Source organism: Longimicrobiales bacterium, assembly GCA_035764935.1.
Lineage (GTDB): Bacteria > Gemmatimonadota > Gemmatimonadetes > Longimicrobiales > RSA9 > DASTYK01.
Genome location: DASTYK010000106.1, coordinates 11931 through 32230 on the forward strand (window position 1 = coordinate 11931; position 20300 = coordinate 32230).

General features: G+C 69.7%; 19 protein-coding genes. 5 read left to right on the top strand and 14 right to left on the bottom strand.

Annotated elements, in window-relative coordinates; genetic code table 11:
- Window positions 1–31: 31 nt before the first annotated feature.
- The 11 genes from ispD to VFU06_08780 all read right to left on the bottom strand — a co-directional run bounded on the left by ispD (window position 32) and on the right by VFU06_08780 (window position 12135).
- The gene (gene ispD, locus VFU06_08730) at window positions 32–712 is read right to left on the bottom strand and encodes a 2-C-methyl-D-erythritol 4-phosphate cytidylyltransferase (protein HEU5209482.1); all 681 of its coding nucleotides are present in this window, start codon (window positions 710–712) and stop codon (window positions 32–34) included.
- Window positions 709–2079 carry a DNA repair protein RadA gene (radA, locus tag VFU06_08735; GenBank protein ID HEU5209483.1) on the bottom strand — a complete coding sequence of 457 codons (1371 nt, stop codon included), beginning with the start codon at window positions 2077–2079 and terminating at the stop codon, window positions 709–711. Before radA ends, ispD begins: the two co-directional genes overlap by 4 nt.
- A 6-nt stretch (window positions 2080–2085) precedes the next feature.
- Entirely contained in the window at window positions 2086–3510 is a 1425-nt protein-coding gene (gene dnaB / locus VFU06_08740; GenBank protein ID HEU5209484.1) for a replicative DNA helicase, read from the bottom strand.
- Window positions 3497–4411, bottom strand: a complete 915-nt coding sequence (locus VFU06_08745) for a uracil-DNA glycosylase (GenBank protein ID HEU5209485.1) — start codon at window positions 4409–4411, stop codon at window positions 3497–3499. Before VFU06_08745 ends, dnaB begins: the two co-directional genes overlap by 14 nt.
- Window positions 4408–5670, bottom strand: coding sequence for a bifunctional phosphopantothenoylcysteine decarboxylase/phosphopantothenate--cysteine ligase CoaBC (coaBC, locus tag VFU06_08750; GenBank protein HEU5209486.1), 1263 nt, complete (start codon window positions 5668–5670; stop codon window positions 4408–4410). The genes VFU06_08745 and coaBC overlap by 4 nt, the downstream gene beginning before the upstream one ends.
- A 2-nt stretch (window positions 5671–5672) precedes the next feature.
- Window positions 5673–5903 carry a hypothetical protein gene (locus VFU06_08755; GenBank protein ID HEU5209487.1) on the bottom strand — a complete coding sequence of 77 codons (231 nt, stop codon included), beginning with the start codon at window positions 5901–5903 and terminating at the stop codon, window positions 5673–5675.
- Window positions 5900–6556: a guanylate kinase gene (gmk, locus tag VFU06_08760; protein ID HEU5209488.1), complete on the bottom strand. Its 657-nt coding sequence runs from the start codon at window positions 6554–6556 to the stop codon at window positions 5900–5902. The genes VFU06_08755 and gmk overlap by 4 nt, the downstream gene beginning before the upstream one ends.
- Complete coding sequence (locus VFU06_08765) at window positions 6553–7440, bottom strand: YicC/YloC family endoribonuclease (GenBank protein HEU5209489.1); 888 nt, start codon at window positions 7438–7440, stop codon at window positions 6553–6555. Before VFU06_08765 ends, gmk begins: the two co-directional genes overlap by 4 nt.
- Window positions 7441–7507: 67 nt before the next feature.
- Window positions 7508–9325 (bottom strand): hypothetical protein, encoded by a 1818-nt coding sequence (locus tag VFU06_08770; protein ID HEU5209490.1) that lies wholly within the window; start codon window positions 9323–9325, stop codon window positions 7508–7510.
- Between the two features lie 131 nt (window positions 9326–9456).
- The gene (locus VFU06_08775) at window positions 9457–10989 is read right to left on the bottom strand and encodes a leucyl aminopeptidase (GenBank protein HEU5209491.1); all 1533 of its coding nucleotides are present in this window, start codon (window positions 10987–10989) and stop codon (window positions 9457–9459) included.
- A 15-nt stretch (window positions 10990–11004) separates the two neighbouring features.
- Window positions 11005–12135 carry a citrate/2-methylcitrate synthase gene (locus VFU06_08780; protein HEU5209492.1) on the bottom strand — a complete coding sequence of 377 codons (1131 nt, stop codon included), beginning with the start codon at window positions 12133–12135 and terminating at the stop codon, window positions 11005–11007.
- Between the two features lie 209 nt (window positions 12136–12344).
- Here VFU06_08780 and VFU06_08785 point away from each other — a divergent pair, with 209 nt between their 5' ends.
- The 5 genes from VFU06_08785 to VFU06_08805 all read left to right on the top strand — a co-directional run bounded on the left by VFU06_08785 (window position 12345) and on the right by VFU06_08805 (window position 16431).
- A complete protein-coding gene (locus tag VFU06_08785) occupies window positions 12345–12914 on the top strand; it encodes an RNA polymerase sigma factor (protein HEU5209493.1) in 570 nt (189 codons plus the stop codon).
- Complete coding sequence (locus tag VFU06_08790; GenBank protein HEU5209494.1) at window positions 12914–13600, top strand: hypothetical protein; 687 nt, start codon at window positions 12914–12916, stop codon at window positions 13598–13600. The genes VFU06_08785 and VFU06_08790 overlap by 1 nt, the downstream gene beginning before the upstream one ends.
- A gap of 56 nt (window positions 13601–13656) precedes the next feature.
- On the top strand, window positions 13657–14754 hold the full coding sequence (locus tag VFU06_08795) for a glycogen-binding domain-containing protein (protein ID HEU5209495.1): 1098 nt from the start codon (window positions 13657–13659) through the stop codon (window positions 14752–14754).
- A gap of 47 nt (window positions 14755–14801) precedes the next feature.
- On the top strand, window positions 14802–15572 hold the full coding sequence (locus tag VFU06_08800; GenBank protein HEU5209496.1) for a hypothetical protein: 771 nt from the start codon (window positions 14802–14804) through the stop codon (window positions 15570–15572).
- Between the two features lie 133 nt (window positions 15573–15705).
- The gene (locus VFU06_08805) at window positions 15706–16431 is read left to right on the top strand and encodes a DUF4142 domain-containing protein (protein HEU5209497.1); all 726 of its coding nucleotides are present in this window, start codon (window positions 15706–15708) and stop codon (window positions 16429–16431) included.
- Here VFU06_08805 and VFU06_08810 read toward each other — a convergent pair.
- From VFU06_08810 to VFU06_08820, 3 genes are all read right to left on the bottom strand, one after another.
- Entirely contained in the window at window positions 16373–17365 is a 993-nt protein-coding gene (locus VFU06_08810; protein ID HEU5209498.1) for a hypothetical protein, read from the bottom strand. The genes VFU06_08805 and VFU06_08810 overlap by 59 nt on opposite strands.
- 230 nt (window positions 17366–17595) lie before the next feature.
- Window positions 17596–18198, bottom strand: a complete 603-nt coding sequence (locus VFU06_08815) for a hypothetical protein (GenBank protein ID HEU5209499.1) — start codon at window positions 18196–18198, stop codon at window positions 17596–17598.
- Window positions 18199–18336: 138 nt separating this feature from the next.
- Complete coding sequence (locus tag VFU06_08820) at window positions 18337–20298, bottom strand: pyridoxal-dependent decarboxylase (GenBank protein HEU5209500.1); 1962 nt, start codon at window positions 20296–20298, stop codon at window positions 18337–18339.
- Window positions 20299–20300: the final 2 nt, after the last annotated feature.

Below are 20300 nucleotides of genomic sequence, written 5' to 3' on the forward strand. Positions count from 1 at the left end.
ATGCGACGGGCGGGCTGCAAGGGGCCGGCCCTCACGCTCGCCGTGCGAGCAGGACTTCGGCCAGCACGAGATCGGTCGGCGTCGTGACCTTCAGGTTCTCGACGTCCCCCTCGATCACCTCGACGCGCACACCGCAGCGAGCGACGAGCGCCGCATCGTCGGTAGCGGCCACGCCCTCGGCGGCCGCGCGCGCGTATGCTTCCACGAGCACCGCACGCGGAAAGGCCTGCGGCGTCTGGGCCGCGCGCAGCGTGTCCCGCTCCGGTGTCGCGACAATGGCGCCCGTGGAATCCACCTGCTGAATGGTGTCCGCTGGCCGTACGGCGGCGATGACGCTGCGACCCGCCGCGGCCGCCAGGATCGCCCGCTCGATGACCGCCCCACGCACCAGCGGACGCGCCGCGTCGTGCACGAGTACGACGTCGATCGACGCATCCGTGGCGGCCAGCGCGTTGCGCACGGAATCGCCGCGCTCGGCACCGCCCGCGACCACCCGGATGCGCGGGTCGAGCTCCGTCAGCCACAGGGGCGGACTGGCCGCGGTTTCCGACGGCAGAGCGACGATCACCTGGACGATCTCGGGGAACGGGAGAAACGGGCGCAGCGTGTGGCGGAGCAACGGCTCACCGGCAAGCTCCAGCATCGGCTTGCGTGCCCCGCCCATGCGGCGGCCCGCGCCGGCAGCGGGTACCAGGACGGCGGCCCGGGTCACGACAGAACACGGTCGAGCACCGCCGCGACGTCGCGCACACCGACCGCCTCGATGCCGTTCGCGCGCGCCCTGGCCGCTCGCTCCGGCAGGAACGCGCGCCTGAAGCCCATGCGCGCCGCCTCCGCGAGCCGCCGCTCCAGCTGACTCACCGCGCGCAGCTCCCCTGACAGTCCGACCTCGCCGATGAACACGGCATCGTCCGGCAGTGCGCGGTCCGCAACACTCGACGCGAGCGCGGCGATCACCGCCAGGTCCGACGCCGTCTCCGCGATGCGCACACCGCCTACGACGTTCACGAAAACGTCGAGCTGACCGAAGGGCAGGCCCGCGCGCTTCTCGAGCACGGCGAGGAGGAGCGCGAGACGCTGACGATCCACGCCCGTCGACACGCGTTGCGGCGCGCCGTAGCTCGCTCTGGTGCACAGCCCCTGGATCTCTACGAGCAGCGGCCGCGTACCCTCCAGCGTAGCCGCGACCGCGGTGCCACTCGCGTGCTGCGAGCGCTCCCCCAGGAACAGGGCGGACGGGTTCTCGACCGGCAGGAGCCCCTGCGCGCCCATGCGGAACACACCGATCTCGTCGACACTGCCGAAGCGGTTCTTGGTCGCGCGCAACACGCGATGATCGAGGCTGCCCGTCCCCTCGAAGTACAGCACCGTGTCGACGATGTGCTCGAGCGTCTTCGGGCCCGCCACGGTGCCGCCCTTGGTGACGTGCCCCACGAGGAACACCGCGGCGCCGCTCTCCTTTGCAAACCGCTGCAGCCGCGCGGCGCACTCGCGGACCTGGCCCACGTTGCCGGGAGTGCCCTCGATGTCCTCGGTGTAGACCGTCTGGATCGAGTCGATGAAGAGAACCGCGGGCGCGTGCTCCGCAGCACGCTCGAGGATGGATTCGAGGCGAGTCTCCGCGAGGAACAGGACGTCGCCTGCGTTCTCGCTCAGACGCTCGGAGCGCAGGCGTGTCTGCGCCGCGGACTCCTCGCCCGAAACATAGAGCGCGGAGTGACCCGCTCCCTGCAGGCGCGCGGCGACCTGCAGCAGCAGCGTGCTCTTGCCGATGCCCGGCTCACCACCGACGAGCACGAGAGAGCCTGGAACCGTACCGCCGCCCAGCACGAAATCGAACTCGGCAATCCCGGACGGCCAGCGCGCAGCATCCGAGGTCTCGACGTCGGCCAGGCGAACCGCGCTCGCATTGCGGATGGCCTGCAGCGGTGTCGCGCCCGCACGCGCGCTGCGCCGCTTCTCCGGAGCAGGCTCCTCGGCCAGCGTGTTCCACGCGTTGCACGCGGGACACTGCCCCTGCCAGCGCGGCGTCTCGTTGCCGCACTCGGTGCAGAAGAAGAGCGTGCGCAGCTTCGCCATGGGCGGCTACGCAGCCTCGGGCCGCTCGGTGAACGACTCGAAGCGCGTGCACTCCTTGCGGAAGAACAGGTCGACGGTGCCGGTCGGCCCGTTTCGCTGCTTGGAGATGATCAGCTCCGCCTTGCCGACCACGCCTTTCTCCTGCGCCTCGAGCTGCGCCAGGTAGTACTCGGGACGGTACAGGAACATCACCAGGTCCGCGTCCTGCTCGATCGATCCCGACTCGCGCAGGTCGGAGAGCTGCGGCCGGTGGTCGGAGCGCTGCTCGGGCGCACGTGAGAGCTGCGACAGCGCGATGATGGGAACGTGCAGCTCCTTGGCGAGCGCCTTGAGACCACGGCTGATCGCGCTGACTTCCTGCTGGCGGTTCTCCTGCTGCTGGCCGCCCGCCTGCATCAGCTGGATGTAGTCGATGATGATCAGGCCGAGCTCCGGCTGATCGGCCTTGAGGCGACGCGCCTTGGCCCGCATCTCCAGCACGCTGATGCCGCCGGAGTCGTCGATCCAGATCGGCGCGGTGTTCAGGTGGCCGGCAGCCTGGGCAAGGCGCACATAGTCGTCGTCGGAAAGGCGGCCGCGCAGCAGGCGACCGAGGTCGACGAGCGCTTCACTGCACAGCATGCGCTGCACCAGCTGCTCCTTCGACATCTCCAGCGAGAAGACGGCGACCGGCTTCTGCTGCGTGATCGCGGCGTGCAGCCCCACGTTCATGCAGAACGCGGTCTTGCCCATGGAGGGTCGTGCGGCGACGATGACCAGGTCGCCGTTCTGGAGACCGCCGGTCATGGAGTCGAGATCCGTGAACCCGGTGCCGACACCGGTGATGCCGCCCTTGGCCGCCTGGAGCTGCTCGATCTTCTCGAACGTCGGATAGAGGATCTTCTTGATCCAGACGAAGCCCTCGCGCTCATGCGACTGCGCGACCTGGAAGATGCGCTGCTCGGCGACATCGAGCACTTCCTCCACACTGCGCTCGCCCGGCTCGTAGGAGTCGCGGATGATCGTGCTGCTCGCCTCGATCAGACGGCGCAGCAGTGCACGCTCCCGGACGATCTTCGCGTGATACTCGATGTTCGCGGCCGTCGGCACCGCGTCCATCAGCTCCGCGATGTACTCGAGCCCGCCGATCGACTCCAGCTCCTCGGTCTTCTGCAGCTCCTCGCGCAGCGTCACCGGATCGACGACACCGCCCTTCTGGAACAGGCGGGCCATCGCGCGGAAGATGCGACGGTTCGCCTCGCGGTAGAACATGGTGTCGTCGACGAACTCGATCGCCTTCGCCACCGCATTCGCGTCGATCAGCATGCCGCCCAGCACCGAGATCTCCGCCTCGGGCGCATAGGGCGCCTGCCTGTCCGGCGGGATCAGCGACACGACGTCGCGCTCGCGATCCCTCTTGTACGTCGCCGTACCGAACTCAGGCCTGCTCATCGTGAACCTTCCGCAGCAACTGGAAGTCCTGCCACGCGGTGCGCATCATCTCCGGGCTGCGCAGCAGGTACGCCGGATGATACGTCGCGATCAGGGGCGTGCCATTGAAATCGTGAATTCGACCTCGCAGGCGCCCCACACTCTCCTCGCTCGCGCACAACGTCTGCGCCGCAAACTTGCCGACCGCGATCAGCACCCTGGGCCCGATCGCTTCGATCTGTGCCCGCAGCCACGCGGACGTGCACGCATCGACTTCGTCCGGCAGCGGATTGCGATTGTTCGGCGGCCGGCACTTCAGCACGTTGCAGATGTAGACCCGCTCACGCGGGTAGCCCGCGCTCAGCAGCAGCAGGTCGAGCAGCTTCCCCGCCCTGCCGACGAACGGCAGTCCGCGCAGGTCCTCCTCCTGCCCCGGCGCTTCGCCGACCACCACCACTTCCGCGTCCGCCGCGCCATCACCGAACACAACGTTGGTACGACCCTCCGACAGCCGGCAGCGCGTGCACTGCTGCGCACTCGTCTCGAGCACCCGCAGCGCACTGCCCACCCCCGGCGCCGATGGCACGTCGACTGCCTCCGGCGCGCGCGCCGCGGGCCGTGCTGCGGGCGCTGCCGTGTCCGCGAACATCGCCGTCAGTGCCGCGCGTGCCTGCTCCCTCGTCGTGAGCCCCGCCTGCGTCTGCGCGTGCGCTTCGACCGCCGTCTCGCGCGCAACGGCGCCGGTGCGCACGGACGGACCATACGTCACCGGTTCGGGAGACGCGCTCGCACCGCCCTGCGCAGCAGCCACCACCAGTCGCCGCGCCTCACGTGCTGTCAGTGAATCGAGGAACAGGTCGGCGCCACCCAGCTCACCGACCTGTGCAAGGTAACGCGCAAGCAGCGCCGGATCGATGCTCATCTGCCGCGCCCCATGAGCTCCGCGACGCGATCCAGGATCGTTTCCGCCACTTCCGCCTTGGACTGCAGCGGCAGCGCCTCCTCGCGCTCGCTGGTGATCAGCGTGACACGGTTCGTTTCGGTCTCGAACCCCGCCCCCTCCTCGCCGGCCGGGTTCAGCACGATCAGGTCCAGTCCCTTGCGCTCGAGCTTGCCGCGCGCGTTCGCCACGCCGTCGCTGCTCTCCAGCGCAAAGCCCACAGCGACAAGGTGCGACGGCCGCGCATCGCGCGTCGACCGCAGCACGTCCGGCGCACCCTCCAGGGCGATGGCGTCGGGCGCCTGCTCCTTCTTGAGCTTGCCCGCGTGCGGCGCCGCCGGCCGGAAGTCCGCGATCGCAGCCGCCATCACGAGCGCATCCGCGTCAGGAAGCGCCGCGCGTACCGCCTGCTCCATCTCGGCGGCAGTCTCGGCGCGAACGACCTTCGCGCCCACGGGCGGATCAAGCTCGGTCGGGCCGGTGATCAGCGTCACCCGTGCACCGCGCCGCCAGGCGGCGGCCGCGATCGCGTACCCCATGCGTCCGGAGGAACGGTTCGTCAGCACGCGAACCGCGTCGACAGGCTCGCGCGTGGGGCCCGCGCTGACCACGATGTGCTTCCCGTGGAGCGGGCCGGCCGGCGAGAGCGCCCGGCCGACGTGCTCGAGGATCACGGCCGGCTCGACCATCCGGCCGGGGCCACTCCCCTCGTCCCAGGCCAGTGGGCCGACCGCCGGACCGACCAGCGTGTAGCCGAGCTCCTCCAGATGCGCCGCGTTCGCCTGCGTCTGCGGGTGCGCCCACATGCGATCGTTCATTGCGGGGCACACCAGCACGGGCGCGCGCGTCGCGAGCAGCACCGCCGTGATGAGGTCATCGGCGCGGCCGTGCGCGGCCCGTGCGATGAAGTCCGCGGTTGCGGGCGCAATGCAGACCACGTCCGCAGCGCGCGCGAGGCGGATGTGGTCGAGCGCGTGTCCCTCGGCAACGAGGCTGGAGAGGACGGGCCGGCCGGTCAGCCCCTCGAAGGAGAGCGGTCCGACAAAGGCCTTTGCGGAGTGCGTCAGAACGACATCGACCTCGGCGCCCAGCTGCGCCAGGTCACGCGCGAGCTGGATGGACTTGTAGGCCGCGATGCCGCCGGTGACGCCGAGGAGGACGCGGCGACCGGACCACGGTCGCCGCGGTGCCAGGGACGCGCCGGGGCGCGCGGACCGAGCCGGCGCACCCGAGCCGTCCATGATCAGGCGCTCTTCCGACGGCGCTTGACCAGGGTGAACTCGACGTTGCCCGAAACGAAGGCCTCGAGTGCCTGCGTCGTGAGCTTCTTCTGCGGGCGATCGCCGGGCACGGCTTCCTTGGGCAGGGCGTTGAGCTCGCGTCCGTAGCGGGCGGCGACCAGCACGCCGAGGTACTTGCTGGCGCGCTCTTCACCGGCCTTGATGGCGAGCTCGTCGGGTGTGAAAACTCTCATGATCCCCCTCGTGCAATGAATGCGCTGACCTCGTCAGCGAGGCGCGCCATTTCTTCCCGCACCTTGTCGCGCGAACCGTTCGCGCGGTGTCGTTCGGCCGTGAGGATTGCCTCGAGCACGCCCAGCGTGTCCTCGAAGCGATCGTTCACGACAACGTAATCGAACTCCTCCGCCGACTGCAGCTCGCCGAGTGCGGTGCGCAGTCGTGCGGCGCGTTCGTCGTCGGACTCGCTCGCGCGTCCGGTGAGCCGCCGGAGCAGCTCGGTGCCGGAGGGCGGCAGAATGAAGACGAGCACGGCACCCGGCACCTTGTCACGCACCTGCCGTGCGCCCTGCACGTCGATGTCGAGCATCACGGTGCGCCCCTGCGCCAGCGCGTCGCGGACGCTGCTGACGGGGGTGCCGTACCGTCTGCCGTGGACCCAGGCCCACTCGAGCAGCTCCCCGCGCTGCTCCATCGCCTCGAACTCGGCGTCGTCGACGAAATGATAATCGACGCCGTCGCGCTCGTACTCGCGCGGAGGTCGCGTCGTGGCGGACACGGAAAAGACGATTTCCTCGTGGCGTTCCACGAGCGCGCGCGCCAGCGACGTCTTCCCCGCGCCACTCGGAGCGGCGAGCACGAACGGGAGAGCGTGCGTCCAGCCCTTCACTCGACGTTCTCGACCTGCTCGCGCAGCCGCTCGATCTCGTCCTTGATGGCGATCACGCGGTGCTCGATCGCCGCGTCGTTCGCCTTGGCACCGATCGTGTTCGCCTCGCGGTGCATCTCCTGGATCAGGAAGCTGAGGCGCTTGCCGACCGGTTCGGAGGCGTCTGCTGCGACGGTCTCGCGGAACAGCTCGATGTGCGAGCGCAGTCGGACCAGCTCCTCACTGATGTCCCACCGCTCGGCGATGAGGGCGATCTCGCGCGCGATCCGGTCCTCGTCGAGCTGCTGTCCGTCCAGCAGCTCCGCCACGACGCGGCGCATGCGATCCCGTTCGGCGAGGAGCCTGGCGGGCGCGGCCTCCTCGATGCCGCGCATGGCGGCCTCGACGCCGACGAGCCGTTCCTCGAGATCCGTGGCGAGACGGTAGCCCTCGTCCTCACGCATGCGGACCGTCGCATCGGCGGCCGCTTCCGTCACCTGCCGGATGTCATCCGGATCGAGCTCGACCTGCTCGCTATCGTCCTCGAGCACGACCAGGTCGCCGAAGCGGGAGAGCAGTCGTACGTCGATCTCGCCACTCAGGCCGAGCTCGGCCTGGAGCATCCGCAGCGCCTGGAGGTACTGGCGTGCGCGCTCCAGGTCGACCTGCACGGTCGTGCCGGCGGGCAGGCCGTTCTGCTCGATGCGCAGGGAGAAGTTGACGTGGCCGCGCGACAGCCGGGAGCGCAGCCACTCCTTGACCTGCGCTTCGTAGCGTTCGATCGGCTTCGCCAGCCGCAGGTTGGCGCTGAAGAACCGATGATTGACGGTACGCACCTCGGCCCGCAGCCGGCCGGCGGCAGTGTCGCGTTCGGCCTCACCGAACCCCGTCATGCTGCGGATCATCGCCCCTCCATCGAGCCCGCAAAGGTACGCGAAGGCGGGCCGAAGTTCAACGGAGCCCCTGCGGCGCTCAGTTCAGGAAGGACCATTTCACTCCGTAGACGATGCGGGGCCCGCTGACGACCCGCCCGGGGGCATCGGCAAACGCGTGACCGCTCATGTCCTCGTAGCGGAGGAAGGCCTGAACGGAGACGATGCGGATGACGAGCCAGCCGTCGAACAGGGTGCTGCCCGGTGCAACCGCGAGGTCGGGCAGGTCAGGGCTCGCGGTGATCGGCAAAAAGAACCCGTCCCGGTCGCGCGCCTGGACGCGGGCGAGGATCTCGAGGTTGCCGGACTCGAGGGGGACCCAGTGCGCCTGGAGCGCGGCGCGCCAGCTCTGTGACGGGGTGTAGATGCTCGTGTCCCAGTCGAACCAGCTGGTGAGGCCGCCGTCCACCGACACGATGTCGCGGAAGAGCGGCAGGCGCCCGTACAGCTCCCACCCCTTGAGGTGGCCGCCGGCCAGTGGAGTCGCGGCCGAATCGAACGGCAGCCCGAAGCCGAAGAGCGAATCGCGCTCGACGTCGAGGTACGCGGCGCCGACGTCGATGCCGCGCCAGCGAAGCGAGCCGCCGGCGCGCAGCTGCGTGTGCTCGCTCTGGAGGATGTAGCGGTCGAGGTCCTCCCATGCCGGCGCGCCGGTGGAGCCGCCGCTGTACTGAGCGAACAGCGAAAGCGGCCGGACAGGCGTCAGCACACCCTGGAGCTGATAGCTGGTTGCGACGTCGTCGTCGCGCCACCGGCTGTGCTGCACCTCGCCGCCGAAGCCGAGCACGGGGTGGAGCTGGAGCCAGGAGCGTGCATCGAGCTGAGCGACCGGCAGCCGTCGCTCGTTGTTGAAGCGGAAGCCGGCCTGCAGCCGCAGCGGTCCGCGCATGATCGAGCCGCGGGTGCCAGCCTGCACGACGTCGCGCTCGATGTCCGGGGCGTCGTCAACAGCGGCGGTGAAGCTGGCGCGCGAGTGCCCGCCATACGCTTCCAGAGCGATGCCGTCGGCAGGCGCCCAGCGGGTGCGCAGGATGAGATCGCGGCGATCCAGCTCCGTCGGCCACGGAGAGGAGCCGCCCCGCTCGAACGACTGCTGACGCACCTCGAGCTGGGCACCGGCGCGCTCGCCGGTAACGCCCCACTTCACCCAGCCGGTGAACAGGTCCCCCGGCTCCTGCGCATTGATGCCCTCCGTCTCGAAGCGCTCGACGCCGGCGCCGAAGGGGCCGAACATGAACTTCGGTGCGAGGAAGACGCCGCGGAACACATTCACGCCGATCGGCTCACCGATGCCGGCCTCGATGCGGGTATACGCCTCGCCGCTGAATGGCTCGACGGTTCGCAGCACGATCCGCACACCCGCGCCACGCCGCTCGATGCGCACCGCCTCAAGTGTGCCCAGCTCGATGTGCGAGAGGTCGAACGTGGGGTCGTCGAGGGGCCAGAGCGTATAACCGTCCAGCTCGACCTCGAGGCCGCCTGCGGACGCGCCCCAGGCACTCGCGGCCTCCGGGTGCATGTACAGCCCCGTTCGCAGCGGCACGATGCCGGGAATGCGATCGAGCAGGTCGGTCACACTGAGAAAGGGCTCACGGATGAGCGCTTCCCGGTCCCATTCCCAGACGCCGGTCGCAAAGCCCGCGGGAATCACAGGCGGCATCACCGGCAGCGGAGGCGGCGGCTCCGGCGGCAGCGTGTCCTGTGCGGTCGTGTCCTGCTGCTGCCTTCCGGGCAGCGAGTCCGGCGCCTGCCGCAGCGTGTCGGCCGGGGCGCGCAGCGTATCGGCAGGAGTGCGGGCCGTGTCCGGCACCTGCGCCGCGACGCTTGCGGGAACCAGTGCACAGAGTGCAAACAGCAACGGCGCAAGAGAACGTCCCGGCGAGCGCCGGGACGTAAGAGCTGCGCGGCCCGCCGCTGACGCTGGCGAGGGAGACGCGTCGTCTGTGGCGCCTCCGGGCAGTTGCTGCATCAAGTCGCCGGCTGCGCGCGTCACGCTTCGGCGCGTGCGCGCACCCACTCGATGAACAGGCGTGTCGGCCAGCCTGTGGCGCCCTTGCGCAGGTACGGCACGGGCTCGTCGCGGTAGGCGGTGCCGGCGATGTCCATGTGTGCCCACGGCACGTGGTCCTCGACGAACTCCTTCAGGAACCAGCCCGCGGTGATGCTGCCCGCCGGGCGTCCGCCGGTGTTCTTGATGTCCGCGATCTGGCTGTCGATCTGCTCACGGTAGACGTCCCAGAGCGGGAGCTTCCAGCAGCGTTCCCCGACGCGCAGACCGACGGCGGTCAGCTCGTTGAGCAGGTGACCGTCGTTTCCCATCAACCCGATGCCGTGATGGCCGAGCGCGATCACGATCGCGCCGGTGAGTGTGGCAGCATCGACGATTGCGGCGGGCTCATAGCGGCGCGCCCAGGACAGCGCATCGGCGAGCACGAGCCGTCCTTCCGCATCCGTGTTGATCACCTCGATCGTCTTGCCGAGGTGACTGCCGATCACGTCGCCCGGCTTGACGGCAGTACCGGACGGCATGTTCTCGGCGGAGGCGACGATGCCGACGACGTCGATCTCGAGCTCCAGCTCCGCAATCCCCCGCATGGCGGCGATCACGGCAGCAGCGCCGGACATGTCGTACTTCATGTCCTCCATGCTCTGCGGCGGCTTGAGCGAGATGCCACCCGTGTCGAAGCTGATCCCCTTGCCAACGAGGACGAGCGGGCGCGCCCCCTTCGGCCCCTTGCGGTGCTCCATGACGATGAGGCGCGGCTCCTGCGCACTGCCCTGCCCGACGGCGAGGAGCGCGTGCATGCCCTCCTTCTCGAGGGCCTTCCTGTCGAGCACGGTGACCTGCAGCCCCACGTCGCGGCCGATCTGCTGCGCGCGCTCCCCGAGGTAGGTCGGCGTGACGACATTGCCGGGCCGCGTCTGCAGCTCGCGGGCGAGGTTCTCGGCGCGAGCGGTGATCCCGCCGTCACGGCAGGCACGCTCGAAGTCGCGCGCCTCGCGCTCCTCGTGTGCGAGCAGGGTGATCGATGACAGTTCGCCGCGGGGCTCGTCCTCGGCCGGCTGCGACTTCATCTCGCGGAAGTTCCAGCTCGCGAGCACGGCGGCCTGCACGGCTGCGAGGCCGGCGAAATAATCGCCCATCCCTTCGGACAGGTGGTGCACGTGGCCGACGGACAGCGCGATGTCCGTGATGTTCAGCTTTTCCGCCTGGCGCACCGCCACGCCGACGGCGCGTCGCAGCCGTTCGGCGGTATGCTCCTCCCGCTTGCCCACTCCAACCAGCAGCACGCGCTCGACACCGGGCGTACCCGACGGCGGATAGAGCAGCAGCGTGTCCTCCTTGCGGCCCGTGAAGTCGCCGCTCTGCAGGACACGCGAGATCGCCCCGTCGTACAGCTGGTCGACCTTGGCAACAAAGCCGACGGGCGACCTGTCACGCTCGAAGATGTGCAGCACGAGCAGCGGCGTGCGGATCTCTTCGATCGGTGCGTGCACGGTGCGGATCTGGAGCTCGGCCATGTCGGTCCTCCGGCGTCAGCGCTGCTCGATCGGCACGACCTCGCGCCGCTCGGGTCCGATGTACTCCGCACGCGGCCGGATCAGCCGGTTGTCCTGCCACTGCTCCATGATGTGCGCGGTCCAGCCGGCCATGCGTGCACTTGCGAAGATGTTGGTGAAGAGGTCCATCTCGATGCCGAGCGTGTAGTAGACCGACGCGCTGAAAAAGTCCACGTTCGGGTAGATCTTCTTGCCGCGCGCCTGCATCTCGCGCGCCATCACCTGCTGCACCTGCTCGGAGATGTCCAGCCAGCGCGTCTCGCCGCCGCGGGCATTCAGCCGGCCCGCGAGCTCCTTGAGGATCGGTGCACGCGGGTCGAGCGCGCGGTACACGCGATGGCCGAAGCCCATGATCTTCTCGCCACGGGCCAGTGCGTCGGTGACCCACCGGTCGGCATTCTCCGGCCGGTCGATCTCGAACAGCATGCGCATCACGCGTTCGTTGGCGCCGCCGTGCAGCGGGCCCTTGAGCGTGCCGATCGCGGACGTCACCGCCGAGTGCATGTCGGCCAGGGTGGCCGCAGTCACGCGTGCCGCAAACGTCGATGCGTTCAGCCCGTGTTCGGCATGCAGCGTGAGCGCAGCGTCGATGATGCGCTCTGCGTCGCTGTCCGGGTCCTCGCCCGTGAGCATGTACAGCAGGTTCGCGGCAAGCCCGAGATCCGCGCGTGGCGCGATCGGGTCGCGGCCCTTGCGCAGGCGATCGATCGCCGCAGTGAGCGTGACGACCTGGCCGGTCAGCCGGATCGCCTTGCGCTGGCTCGCCTCCGGCGACATGTCCTCCGCGTCCGCATCGCTGAAGGCGAGAGCGGACACCGCGGTGCGCAGCGTCGCCATGGGGTGCGTGTTCTGCGGCGCCGCGCGCACGACGCCAAGCACGCGCTCGTCGACGCCGGCGCCCTGCACCAGCTCCGAGCGGAGCCGGTCGAGGTCGGCGCGACCGGGCAGCTCACCGTACCAGAGGAGATGACAGACTTCTTCGAACGTGGTGTTGCGGGCCAGGTCGTCGATCTCGAAGCCGCTATAGATCAGGCGGCCTTCCTCCCCCATCACCTTGCTGATGCGCGTCTGCGCAGCGACGACCCCTTCCAAGCCCTTGGCGGACATCGAGACTCAACCTTCCGGCGCGGCCGGACTATGTTTCACGAATGTGCCGGGCCGCGCGGCGGCGGGATCCTCGGCCGTCAGGGCGGGCGCGTTCCGACGCGGCTGCGCGGGGACCGGCTGGCGCGGCCGAACATAGAGACCGGCCCCGTTTACGGGCAAGCCCGCGCGCGTGCGTGTATGATGTGACGCATGAGGAGGTTGAGTCGTCAATGAAGGGCATGACGGGACGCGCGGACGAAGCGCAGGAGGGCGACGACGCCATCGTGGCGCGCGTGCTGGCGGGCGACCGCAACGCGTACGCACGGCTCGTCGTGCGCCATCAGGACCTGCTGTACCGTCACGCGCTGCGCATGACCCGCGAGTCGGATGCTGCCGCCGACCTCGTGCAGGCAGCGTTCGTGAAGGCGTACGCGCAGCTGGGTCGCTGCCGGGAGCCGCAGCGGTTCGGCGCGTGGGCGTTCCGGATCCTCGCGAATCAGGCCAAGGACTGGCTGAAGAGCCGCCGGCGGCAGGATGTGTCGCTGGACGCGAACCCGCTTCCGGCGACGTCGGACGACGATCCGACGCTGGATCTCGAGCGGAGCGAGCTGAGAGCGCTGCTGGATGCCGCCCTGGCGGAACTGCAGCCGGGGTTGCGCGAGGCCTTCGTCCTGAAGCACGTCGAAGGACTGGCGTACGAGGAAATGGCCGCGCTCATGAATGTGTCGGTGCCCGCCCTCAAGATGCGGGTGCACCGTGCCCGACAGATGTTGCAGGACGCACTCCAGGAGGTGCGCTGATGCATCCGGATCTGCAGAAGTACATGGATGGTGAGCTGCCGCGAGAGGCGCTGTCGCCCGACCTGCAGGTCGAGGCCGACGCGTGGGACCGGCTCACGGACGCCGCGCTGGACCTCCGCAGCGAAGCCGCGCCGGCCGACCTGGTCGGGCGGGTGCTGGCCGCCCTGCCGGCGGAGCCGGAGCGCGCCCGCTGGCGGAGCGCGCTGGACTCGGGCGTGGAGTGGATGCTCCGGCCCCGCGAGGTGCGCCTGCGGCCCGTGTACGGGCTGCTCGCAGCGGCGGCGCTCGCGGGAATCCTCTTCCTGCGCGGCGCCACCGTGATCGAAGACGCGACCGTGCCGGCCGACCGCGGGGTCGGGCCGAGCACCGTCGTCGCGCCCGATGCCGCACCGCAGGACCCCATCGTGTATGTGCGGTTCGCATTCCGGGCGCCCAGCGCGCGGTCGGTCTCGCTGGCCGGTGACTTCAACGACTGGGAAGCGGACGCGCTGGCGCTGCTGGACGCGGACGGCGATGGAGTCTGGACCGGCACCTTCGCGTTGCAGCCGGGCGTGCACAAGTACATGTTCGTCGTCGATGGCGAGCGCTGGGAAACGGATCCCGGCGCGGAACGGCACATGGACGACGGCTTCGGCATGCGTAACGCACTGATCGCAATCGCGCCGCCGGTACGGAGGGCGATCTGATTCGAAGCGCCGCGAGCGGCGCTTCGCTGATCCTCCTGCTTGCGACAACCTTTCCCGTGCATGGCCAGCGCGCTCGCGCCTGGATCGACGCCAGCGCGAGCACGACACAGCCACCGGCAGGCGTGGTTGCCGATGCCGCAGCCTACGGGTTGCTCGGCGTGCGTGCAGAGCTGGATGCGTCGCCCGCGCTCACGCTCGGGGCGCGCGGCCAGGCCGGCGCGGGCGCTCGCAGGACCGATGGCCGCTGGGTGTACGGCGAAGCAACCGCCGCGTGGGTGCAACGCGTCGGTCCGATCACGCTGCCAGTGGACGCGAGCGGCCTGCTGCTTCGATACACGGATCCCTACGAGTACGATGCGCGCGTGCTGCGCCTCCAGCCCGGCCTGCGGGCGAGCCTCCGCCGGGTGCAGCTCACGCTGCAGGCCGATTTCGCGCGCGGCGACTGGTCCAGCCGCTACCCCGACACGACGCAGACAGACGGTTTCCTGGAGAACGACGGCGTGATGCGCATCGACGGCGCGGAGCTGTCGGCCGCGTCGTGGATCGGAGCCGTGGACGTCGAGCTCGGCGTCGGTGTGCGCAACGCGACGAACGGCACGCGCGATGGTCGCTACACGACGCTGCACACGACCGCGTCCATGCCGGTCGGTCCGGCCACTGCGTTCGGTACGGTGCGGCTGCAGGAAGCGGGGAGCGGAACCGAGACCGGCGGTGAGCTCGGCGCGATGCTGGAGCTGGGATCGCGCACCACGCTGATTGCGCTGCTCAGCGAGCCCGTGACCGATCCCCTGTACGGAACACGCTCCGGCTTCGGCGCGAGTATCGGCGCGAGCATGCGGCTGCATGCGACGCCGGGGCGGGCCGGCATTGCGGTGATCGGCCCGCCCGCGGCCGGTCGGCGGTCCGTGACGCTGCGGGTGCGGGCTCCCGCCACGCCGGTCGTGTCGGCGGCCGGCAGCTTCAACGGCTGGACGCCCGTCGCGATGCGCCGTGACGGTGAGGAATGGACCCTGACGCTGCACCTGGAGCCAGGGTCGTACACGTTCGCCTTCCACAGGGCCGACGGAAGCTGGTTCGTGCCCGATGACGCGCCGGGCATCGTCGACGACGGGTTCGGTCAGAGGAACGCAACGCTGGTCGTGCCGCCCCTGTGACGCCTGGGGGGTATCAGGCGTCTATAGAGGCGGAGAGGAGACCACCCATGAGCCATCGCCAACCGATGAAGGCTGCTCTGAACTGCGCTCTGCTCGCGTTTGCCCTGATCGCCGCACCGGCGATCGCACACGCGCAGGCGGACGGCGCAGCGCGTGCACGCGCAGGACTCGATGCCGCAGCGGCCGCCCGTTTCGATGCGACGCTCGAGCGCGCACGGCGCGACGGGCTGCCGACCGAGCCGCTGGTGAACAAGGCGCTCGAGGGCATTGCAAAGCAGGTTCCTTCCGCGCGCATCATCACGGCCGTCGAGCAGCGGCTCGCCGGCCTCGGCCAGGCACGCGCCGCACTCGGCGGCCCGGCCGCACCGGGCGAGATCGAAGGCATCGCGGACGCAATGCAGCGAGGCGTGGGGGCGGAGGCCGTCCGGGCATTGCGTGCGCAGGCTGGCGACGAAGCTCCCGTCGCGGTTGCTGCACACGTGCTTGCAGACCTGCAGGAGCGAGGCGTACCGACGGACGTGGCGCTCGAGGTCCTCGGCGCGTGGCGCTCACGTGGCGGACGACCCGATGATCTCCCGGAAATCCCCGCCGGCGTGGATCGGCTGCTGCGCCAGGGAATGGACCCGGCGCAGGCCGGCTCCGCGCTCGCCGCAACCATGCAATCCGGGAACGCCACGCCTGGCCGGCCCGCCGCGCCCGGCGCCCGGGGGCGCCCCGACCGGCTCCCCGTCCAGCCGCCGGTGGATCCGGGCAGCAACCCGGGGCGCGGCAAGGGCAAGGGCCGGAGCGGTCCCCCGCCGGGAGCCCCGCCCGCCTGACGCTGCCGAGCACCCTGAGTTCCGCTTACCGAAACCCCGCCGCCAGGGGCGCTCCGCGCGCCCACGGCGGCCCCTCTGGCCAGCATCATGCAAAGCCGCCACTCTGAACCGTTCGTTCTGACGAGGAGGAGTGGTGCGGACCTGGAGGTACCTGGCAGCGGGCTCGATCCTCGCCGTCGTCGCATGCGGTGACGGCGAACAGCCGCAACAGAACGTCGTGCCGGCCGTTACGCGCGATGCGCAGCTCCTGTACACCCTGCAGGCGGGCACCGAATGGATCGGTGCCGTCGGACGCGACGCCCAGGGGCGCGCCTCGAGTGCGGCTGCACGCCAGTTCGCAGCGACACTCGCAGCGGATCATCAGGGGCTGCATTCCGCGTTCGAAGATGCGCAGCGCGCGGAGCTGCGCCCTGTTGAAAGCGGCGTGGGGCAGGAGCTGATTACCAACGCCCAGACGACGCGCGTCGGCCTGCAATCACTGGAGGGCGCTGCCTACGACCTGGCGTTCGTCGAGAGCACGGTCCGGCTCCAGCAGCAACTGCTCTCGGCGATCGAGCGCGACGCGTCGGTTCTGCAGGATTCGGCCCTGCGTCGGCTCGCCGAGCAGACGCGGCCTACGCTGCAGGCACACATCCAGCGCGGACGCCAGCTCCTGCCGGAGCTGCGGGCAGCGGAATCCGGAGCCGGAGCCATACAGACGGCGTCGACAAGGGAACGTGCAGCGGGTCAGCAGACGGGTGGGACGGCAGAGGCGCGCTCCCCACAGGGCTCACGACCGCAGCCTACGCCGCGCCCCCCGGTCAGCGAGCCGCCGCCGGTGCAGCGCGATACCGGCTCGATTCGGCAGCCAGCGCGTTGACGATTTCGGCTGCGACCGCCGCCCGGTCGAGCGCCCGCGCAACCTCGCCGCGCGCGAGCGCGCTGATCGCCTGGTCCAGGTAATCCCGGGCGACCACACGGCGCCGCTCGTCGGCAAACCCCTGCAGGGCCTTTTCGGCTGCGACCACCGCACCGACATGCCGCCTCACCCCGCTCTCCCCCATCCGCTGGGCAACGATCCGGACCTGCCGCTCGCGCACCTGCTGGAGTCGGTCATGCGCACGTACGCGACCACCGTCCGCGAGCGCTCCCTGTGCCTCGCGTACCAGCGTCTGGTGCTCGGCGAGCAGGGCCCGGGCAGCACGCGGACCGGCTGATTCGCGCACCTCCGAAATCGTCGCCGCGAACAGTTCATCGAGTGAGGGCAGGCGTTCGACGGAGCGGAGTATCTGATCGAGGCGGGCCAGAACGTCGGCAGCGTCGAGGGCCGTCGCCAGTACGTCCACCGGCTGCGATCCGCTCCGCGCCAGCAATGCATCCGCGTCCTGCACCAGCACGGCGGCACGGGTGACATCGTGTCCGCCGGTGCGCAGCACGTCCAGTCGCATGCGGGCGTCGTCCACAGCGCCGCGGACCTGGTGCACGATGTCATCGATGCGCGCGTCGCCAAGCGCATAGGCCATGAACGCGACCTGGGCGTCGCGATGCATCTGTTCCGCAGCCAGCTGCGCGGCGGTGTCAGCACGTTCCTGCGCCGCGCGCGCTGCCGCGGAATGGGCACGCAGCGACGCAGTGCGGCGCCACAGGAGCTGCGACCCCTCCGTTTCGATGACGGCATCGATGGCGGCGCGGAAGACTGCCGAGCGCGAGTATGGCGACACCTGTGCGCTGAGGCCGGTCTCGGTTGCGTGCAGCCCTGTCGTATCGGTTACATCCGTCGGCAGATCACCGCACGCGGCGGGGAGTGTTGCCACCAGTGCCAGAAGTGTTCTGCGCAGGCGCATCGGGTGCAGGGCGTGAGGGACGGGCACAGCAAACGGCTCCTGAAAGTTCAACGGCGCGCCGCGGCGCCGCAAGCCTGACGGCATCGAGCACGCGTTCCAGGTGCACACAAGCGACCGATGTCGGCGGCGCGCCCCGTTGGTGCACGACGGCGCCGCCGATCCGAAGACCGACGGCGCCGCCCGTGCCGCATCGACAACCGCTACTGCCAGGTCACCGTCTGCTGGATCGTATGACCGCAGACTTCGCCGGACAGCGTACGCTCCCGATCGACGAAATCCGTGGAGGAGAACAGATCGACGACGCAGCGCCCCTCGCGTCCGTCGTCCGCCGCCCAGGTGAATGCGCCTTCGACCGAGTTCGTCCACGGCGTCGTCGCCACGCCACCCTCTGCGGCCGCGTACACCCCGACCTGCAGGTTGGGATCGCCATCGAACGTGATGACGGCATCATCGCCGGCAACGGCACAGCCGTCGTGAGTCAGCGCGCCGGTCGCGTCCAGCTCGAATGCCTGCGCCGGCTCGTCGTAGTCGACGTCGATGTTCAGCGAGACCTGCACGCTCCCGCCCTGCGGGCAGGGATGCGAGGAGGTCTGGGTGAAGTGGATCGTGCCGGAGCCCTCCCCGGTCTCCGTCACTTCGGTGATTCCCTCCGTCGTCGCAGCCTCGCCGACCGCGAACACGTTGCTCGCGACGGCCTGCGCCTCGACGCGCGTCATGGAATCGCCCTCCGTGCCTGTGGGATCGTCGTCGCATGCGGCAAGGAGTGTGACCGCTGCGAGTCCGAGAATCCAGGTACGTTGCATCAAGCCTCCTGCGGTTCGTCCGGATCGACACTGATCCGTTGCCTGGCGGCCGCGGCCCGGTGACCGGGCAGCTGCTCCCTTCCGTGGCGCGCGGCCTCATGCACTCGCGGTGCCGCACGTTGTGTCCGGCGGCCCAGTTCAGCCCGGGGAACCGAAGCGGGCCAGTTCTCCCGCGAGCACGTCGCCCAGTGTACGCGCAAACCCCTCGATATGATCCGTGCGCCCGCGACTGTCGGCCAGCAGCGGGTTCATCGCGGTGCAGCGGATCACGCTGACGCCACCGGCCCGCTGATAATCGGCTTCCGCAAAGCCGAGCCGCTCGACGATCGGCACCGCGGAGGCACCATACTCGCCCGCCCGCAGCACGGTCTTGGTCACGAAGTACTCCAGCTCCCTCGTGGTTCTGCCGTGACCGACACTCATCGCGGCGTACACCGCATCGCAGAAGGCATTCGTCGCTTCCAGCGTCGCAAGGTCGGGATGGCCCACGGCGAAGCAGACGATGTTGAGATCCGGCTGCGGCAGCGGTACGAGGCGGAACGGCGTCCAGTCGCCGTGCGCGATGCGACGGTGCAGCACCAGTGCGCCGCGTGCGCTCTCCGCGACGAGCAGCCCGTAGCCGCTCGCATCGAGTGGCAGCACCTTGTGCGACATCCACACGCCTGCGGCCGCGGCGCCCGGCTTGGAACCCTCGAGGATGAAGCGCCCGATGTACTGCGTTTCCGGCGCGCCGGGATGGAACACGTAGGGCGCGTCTGCCGCGACCAGATCGCGCACGCGCGGATCCCGGAACGACACGGCGCCCGCCGGATACGGCGCGTACCCGAGCTTGTGCGGATCGATCGTGACACTGTCCGTGTGCTGCAGCGCGGCGAGCGCATGGAAGACGTCAGGCTGGGGCCAGACGTCCTCACCGGCGCGGATGCACGCGTCCTCGTGCGTGCGCCTTTCACCGTCCGGTCCGTACAGCACGGACGCGGCATAGCCACCCCACGCGGCATCGGCGTGCAGATGGAACGACACACCGAAGCTGCGCGCGGCGTCGGTACGCACCTCGACGACCCGGTCGAGCCGGTCCACCGCACTCTCCTCCGTGGTGCCGATGACGGATACGCAGGCGATGACCGGCTGGCGCCGGGACGCGAGCTGCTCGAGCGTCCCGTGCAGTGCATCGATGTCCATGCGGAAACACTCATCCACCGGCACGTGGACGAGCTGCGCGCCACCGATCCCGAGTGAGCGACAGATCTTTTCCCAGGAGTAGTGCCCCGTCGAGGAAACGAGAACCACGCCAGAAGGCAGTGCGTCGCCGAACTGCGACGCGAGACGCAACCCGAACTCCTGGTAGCCGAGCCGCGCAAGCGAATGATCGCTGATCAGGCCACCGACGCGGGCCGGGTCGTCCGCACGCGCCCGCAGCGCACCCGGCAGATCGAGTGCGGCGCCGTTCGGAATGTTCAGCAGCTCCCAGAGCGGCAGGTCCATCAGGTTGCCACCCGACCCGTCGGCAAGGGTGACATCCAGCGAGACGATGCCGAGCGACTCGGCAGCCCAGCGCACTGCGACGGGCAGGTACTTGATGTTCCGCGCGACCCAGATCGCCTCGAAGTTGGCAACGGTGCCGCCCGACGTGATGTGACCCCACTGATGAGCCGGGTCGTAGCCGATCATGCGCGCGAGCTGCGCCGCGACCTCCAGCTCCAGGCGCGTGGTTACCGGCGACGCCTCGGCCGCGACGTTGTTCGGGTTGTACAGCATCGCGGCGAAGTAGCCGATCAGGCTCGCCATCGTGAGGTCGGCCGACATGTGCCCGATGTAGCGCGGGCTGAAGAACGGTACGCCGGCCTTCAGCTCGCCGAGCAGGCCGAGCAGCTCCTGCGACAGGATCGATGTCGCGCGTTCGTATGCGGGTGTGCGCTTGTCCAGCTCGCGCAGGACGAAGCCGTCCTCCGGATGGAAGTTGCGGCGCCAGAAGACGTGGTCGCGGAAGGCTTCGAGCAGAAGCCGCTCGAAGACGTCGGCGTTCTCGGCCTTGGGTCCCAGGAAAATGGAACCGAGATCGAGATCGCCGGCGTCGTCGCGTGGTGCGTCGTGCGTCACGG

Excerpts from the sequence above, each read along its gene's own strand:
- radA (HEU5209483.1), bottom strand. The coding sequence starts at position 2,079 with ATGGCGAAGCTGCGCACGCTCTTCTTCTGCACCGAGTGCGGCAACGAG.
- dnaB (HEU5209484.1), bottom strand. The coding sequence starts at position 3,510 with ATGAGCAGGCCTGAGTTCGGTACGGCGACGTACAAGAGGGATCGCGAG.
- VFU06_08745 (HEU5209485.1), bottom strand. The coding sequence starts at position 4,411 with ATGAGCATCGATCCGGCGCTGCTTGCGCGTTACCTTGCACAGGTCGGT.
- coaBC (HEU5209486.1), bottom strand. The coding sequence starts at position 5,670 with ATGGACGGCTCGGGTGCGCCGGCTCGGTCCGCGCGCCCCGGCGCGTCC.
- VFU06_08755 (HEU5209487.1), bottom strand. The coding sequence starts at position 5,903 with ATGAGAGTTTTCACACCCGACGAGCTCGCCATCAAGGCCGGTGAAGAG.
- VFU06_08765 (HEU5209489.1), bottom strand. The coding sequence starts at position 7,440 with ATGATCCGCAGCATGACGGGGTTCGGTGAGGCCGAACGCGACACTGCC.
- VFU06_08775 (HEU5209491.1), bottom strand. The coding sequence starts at position 10,989 with ATGGCCGAGCTCCAGATCCGCACCGTGCACGCACCGATCGAAGAGATC.
- VFU06_08780 (HEU5209492.1), bottom strand. The coding sequence starts at position 12,135 with ATGTCCGCCAAGGGCTTGGAAGGGGTCGTCGCTGCGCAGACGCGCATC.
- VFU06_08785 (HEU5209493.1), top strand. The coding sequence starts at position 12,345 with ATGAAGGGCATGACGGGACGCGCGGACGAAGCGCAGGAGGGCGACGAC.
- VFU06_08790 (HEU5209494.1), top strand. The coding sequence starts at position 12,914 with ATGCATCCGGATCTGCAGAAGTACATGGATGGTGAGCTGCCGCGAGAG.
- VFU06_08800 (HEU5209496.1), top strand. The coding sequence starts at position 14,802 with ATGAGCCATCGCCAACCGATGAAGGCTGCTCTGAACTGCGCTCTGCTC.
- VFU06_08815 (HEU5209499.1), bottom strand. The coding sequence starts at position 18,198 with ATGCAACGTACCTGGATTCTCGGACTCGCAGCGGTCACACTCCTTGCC.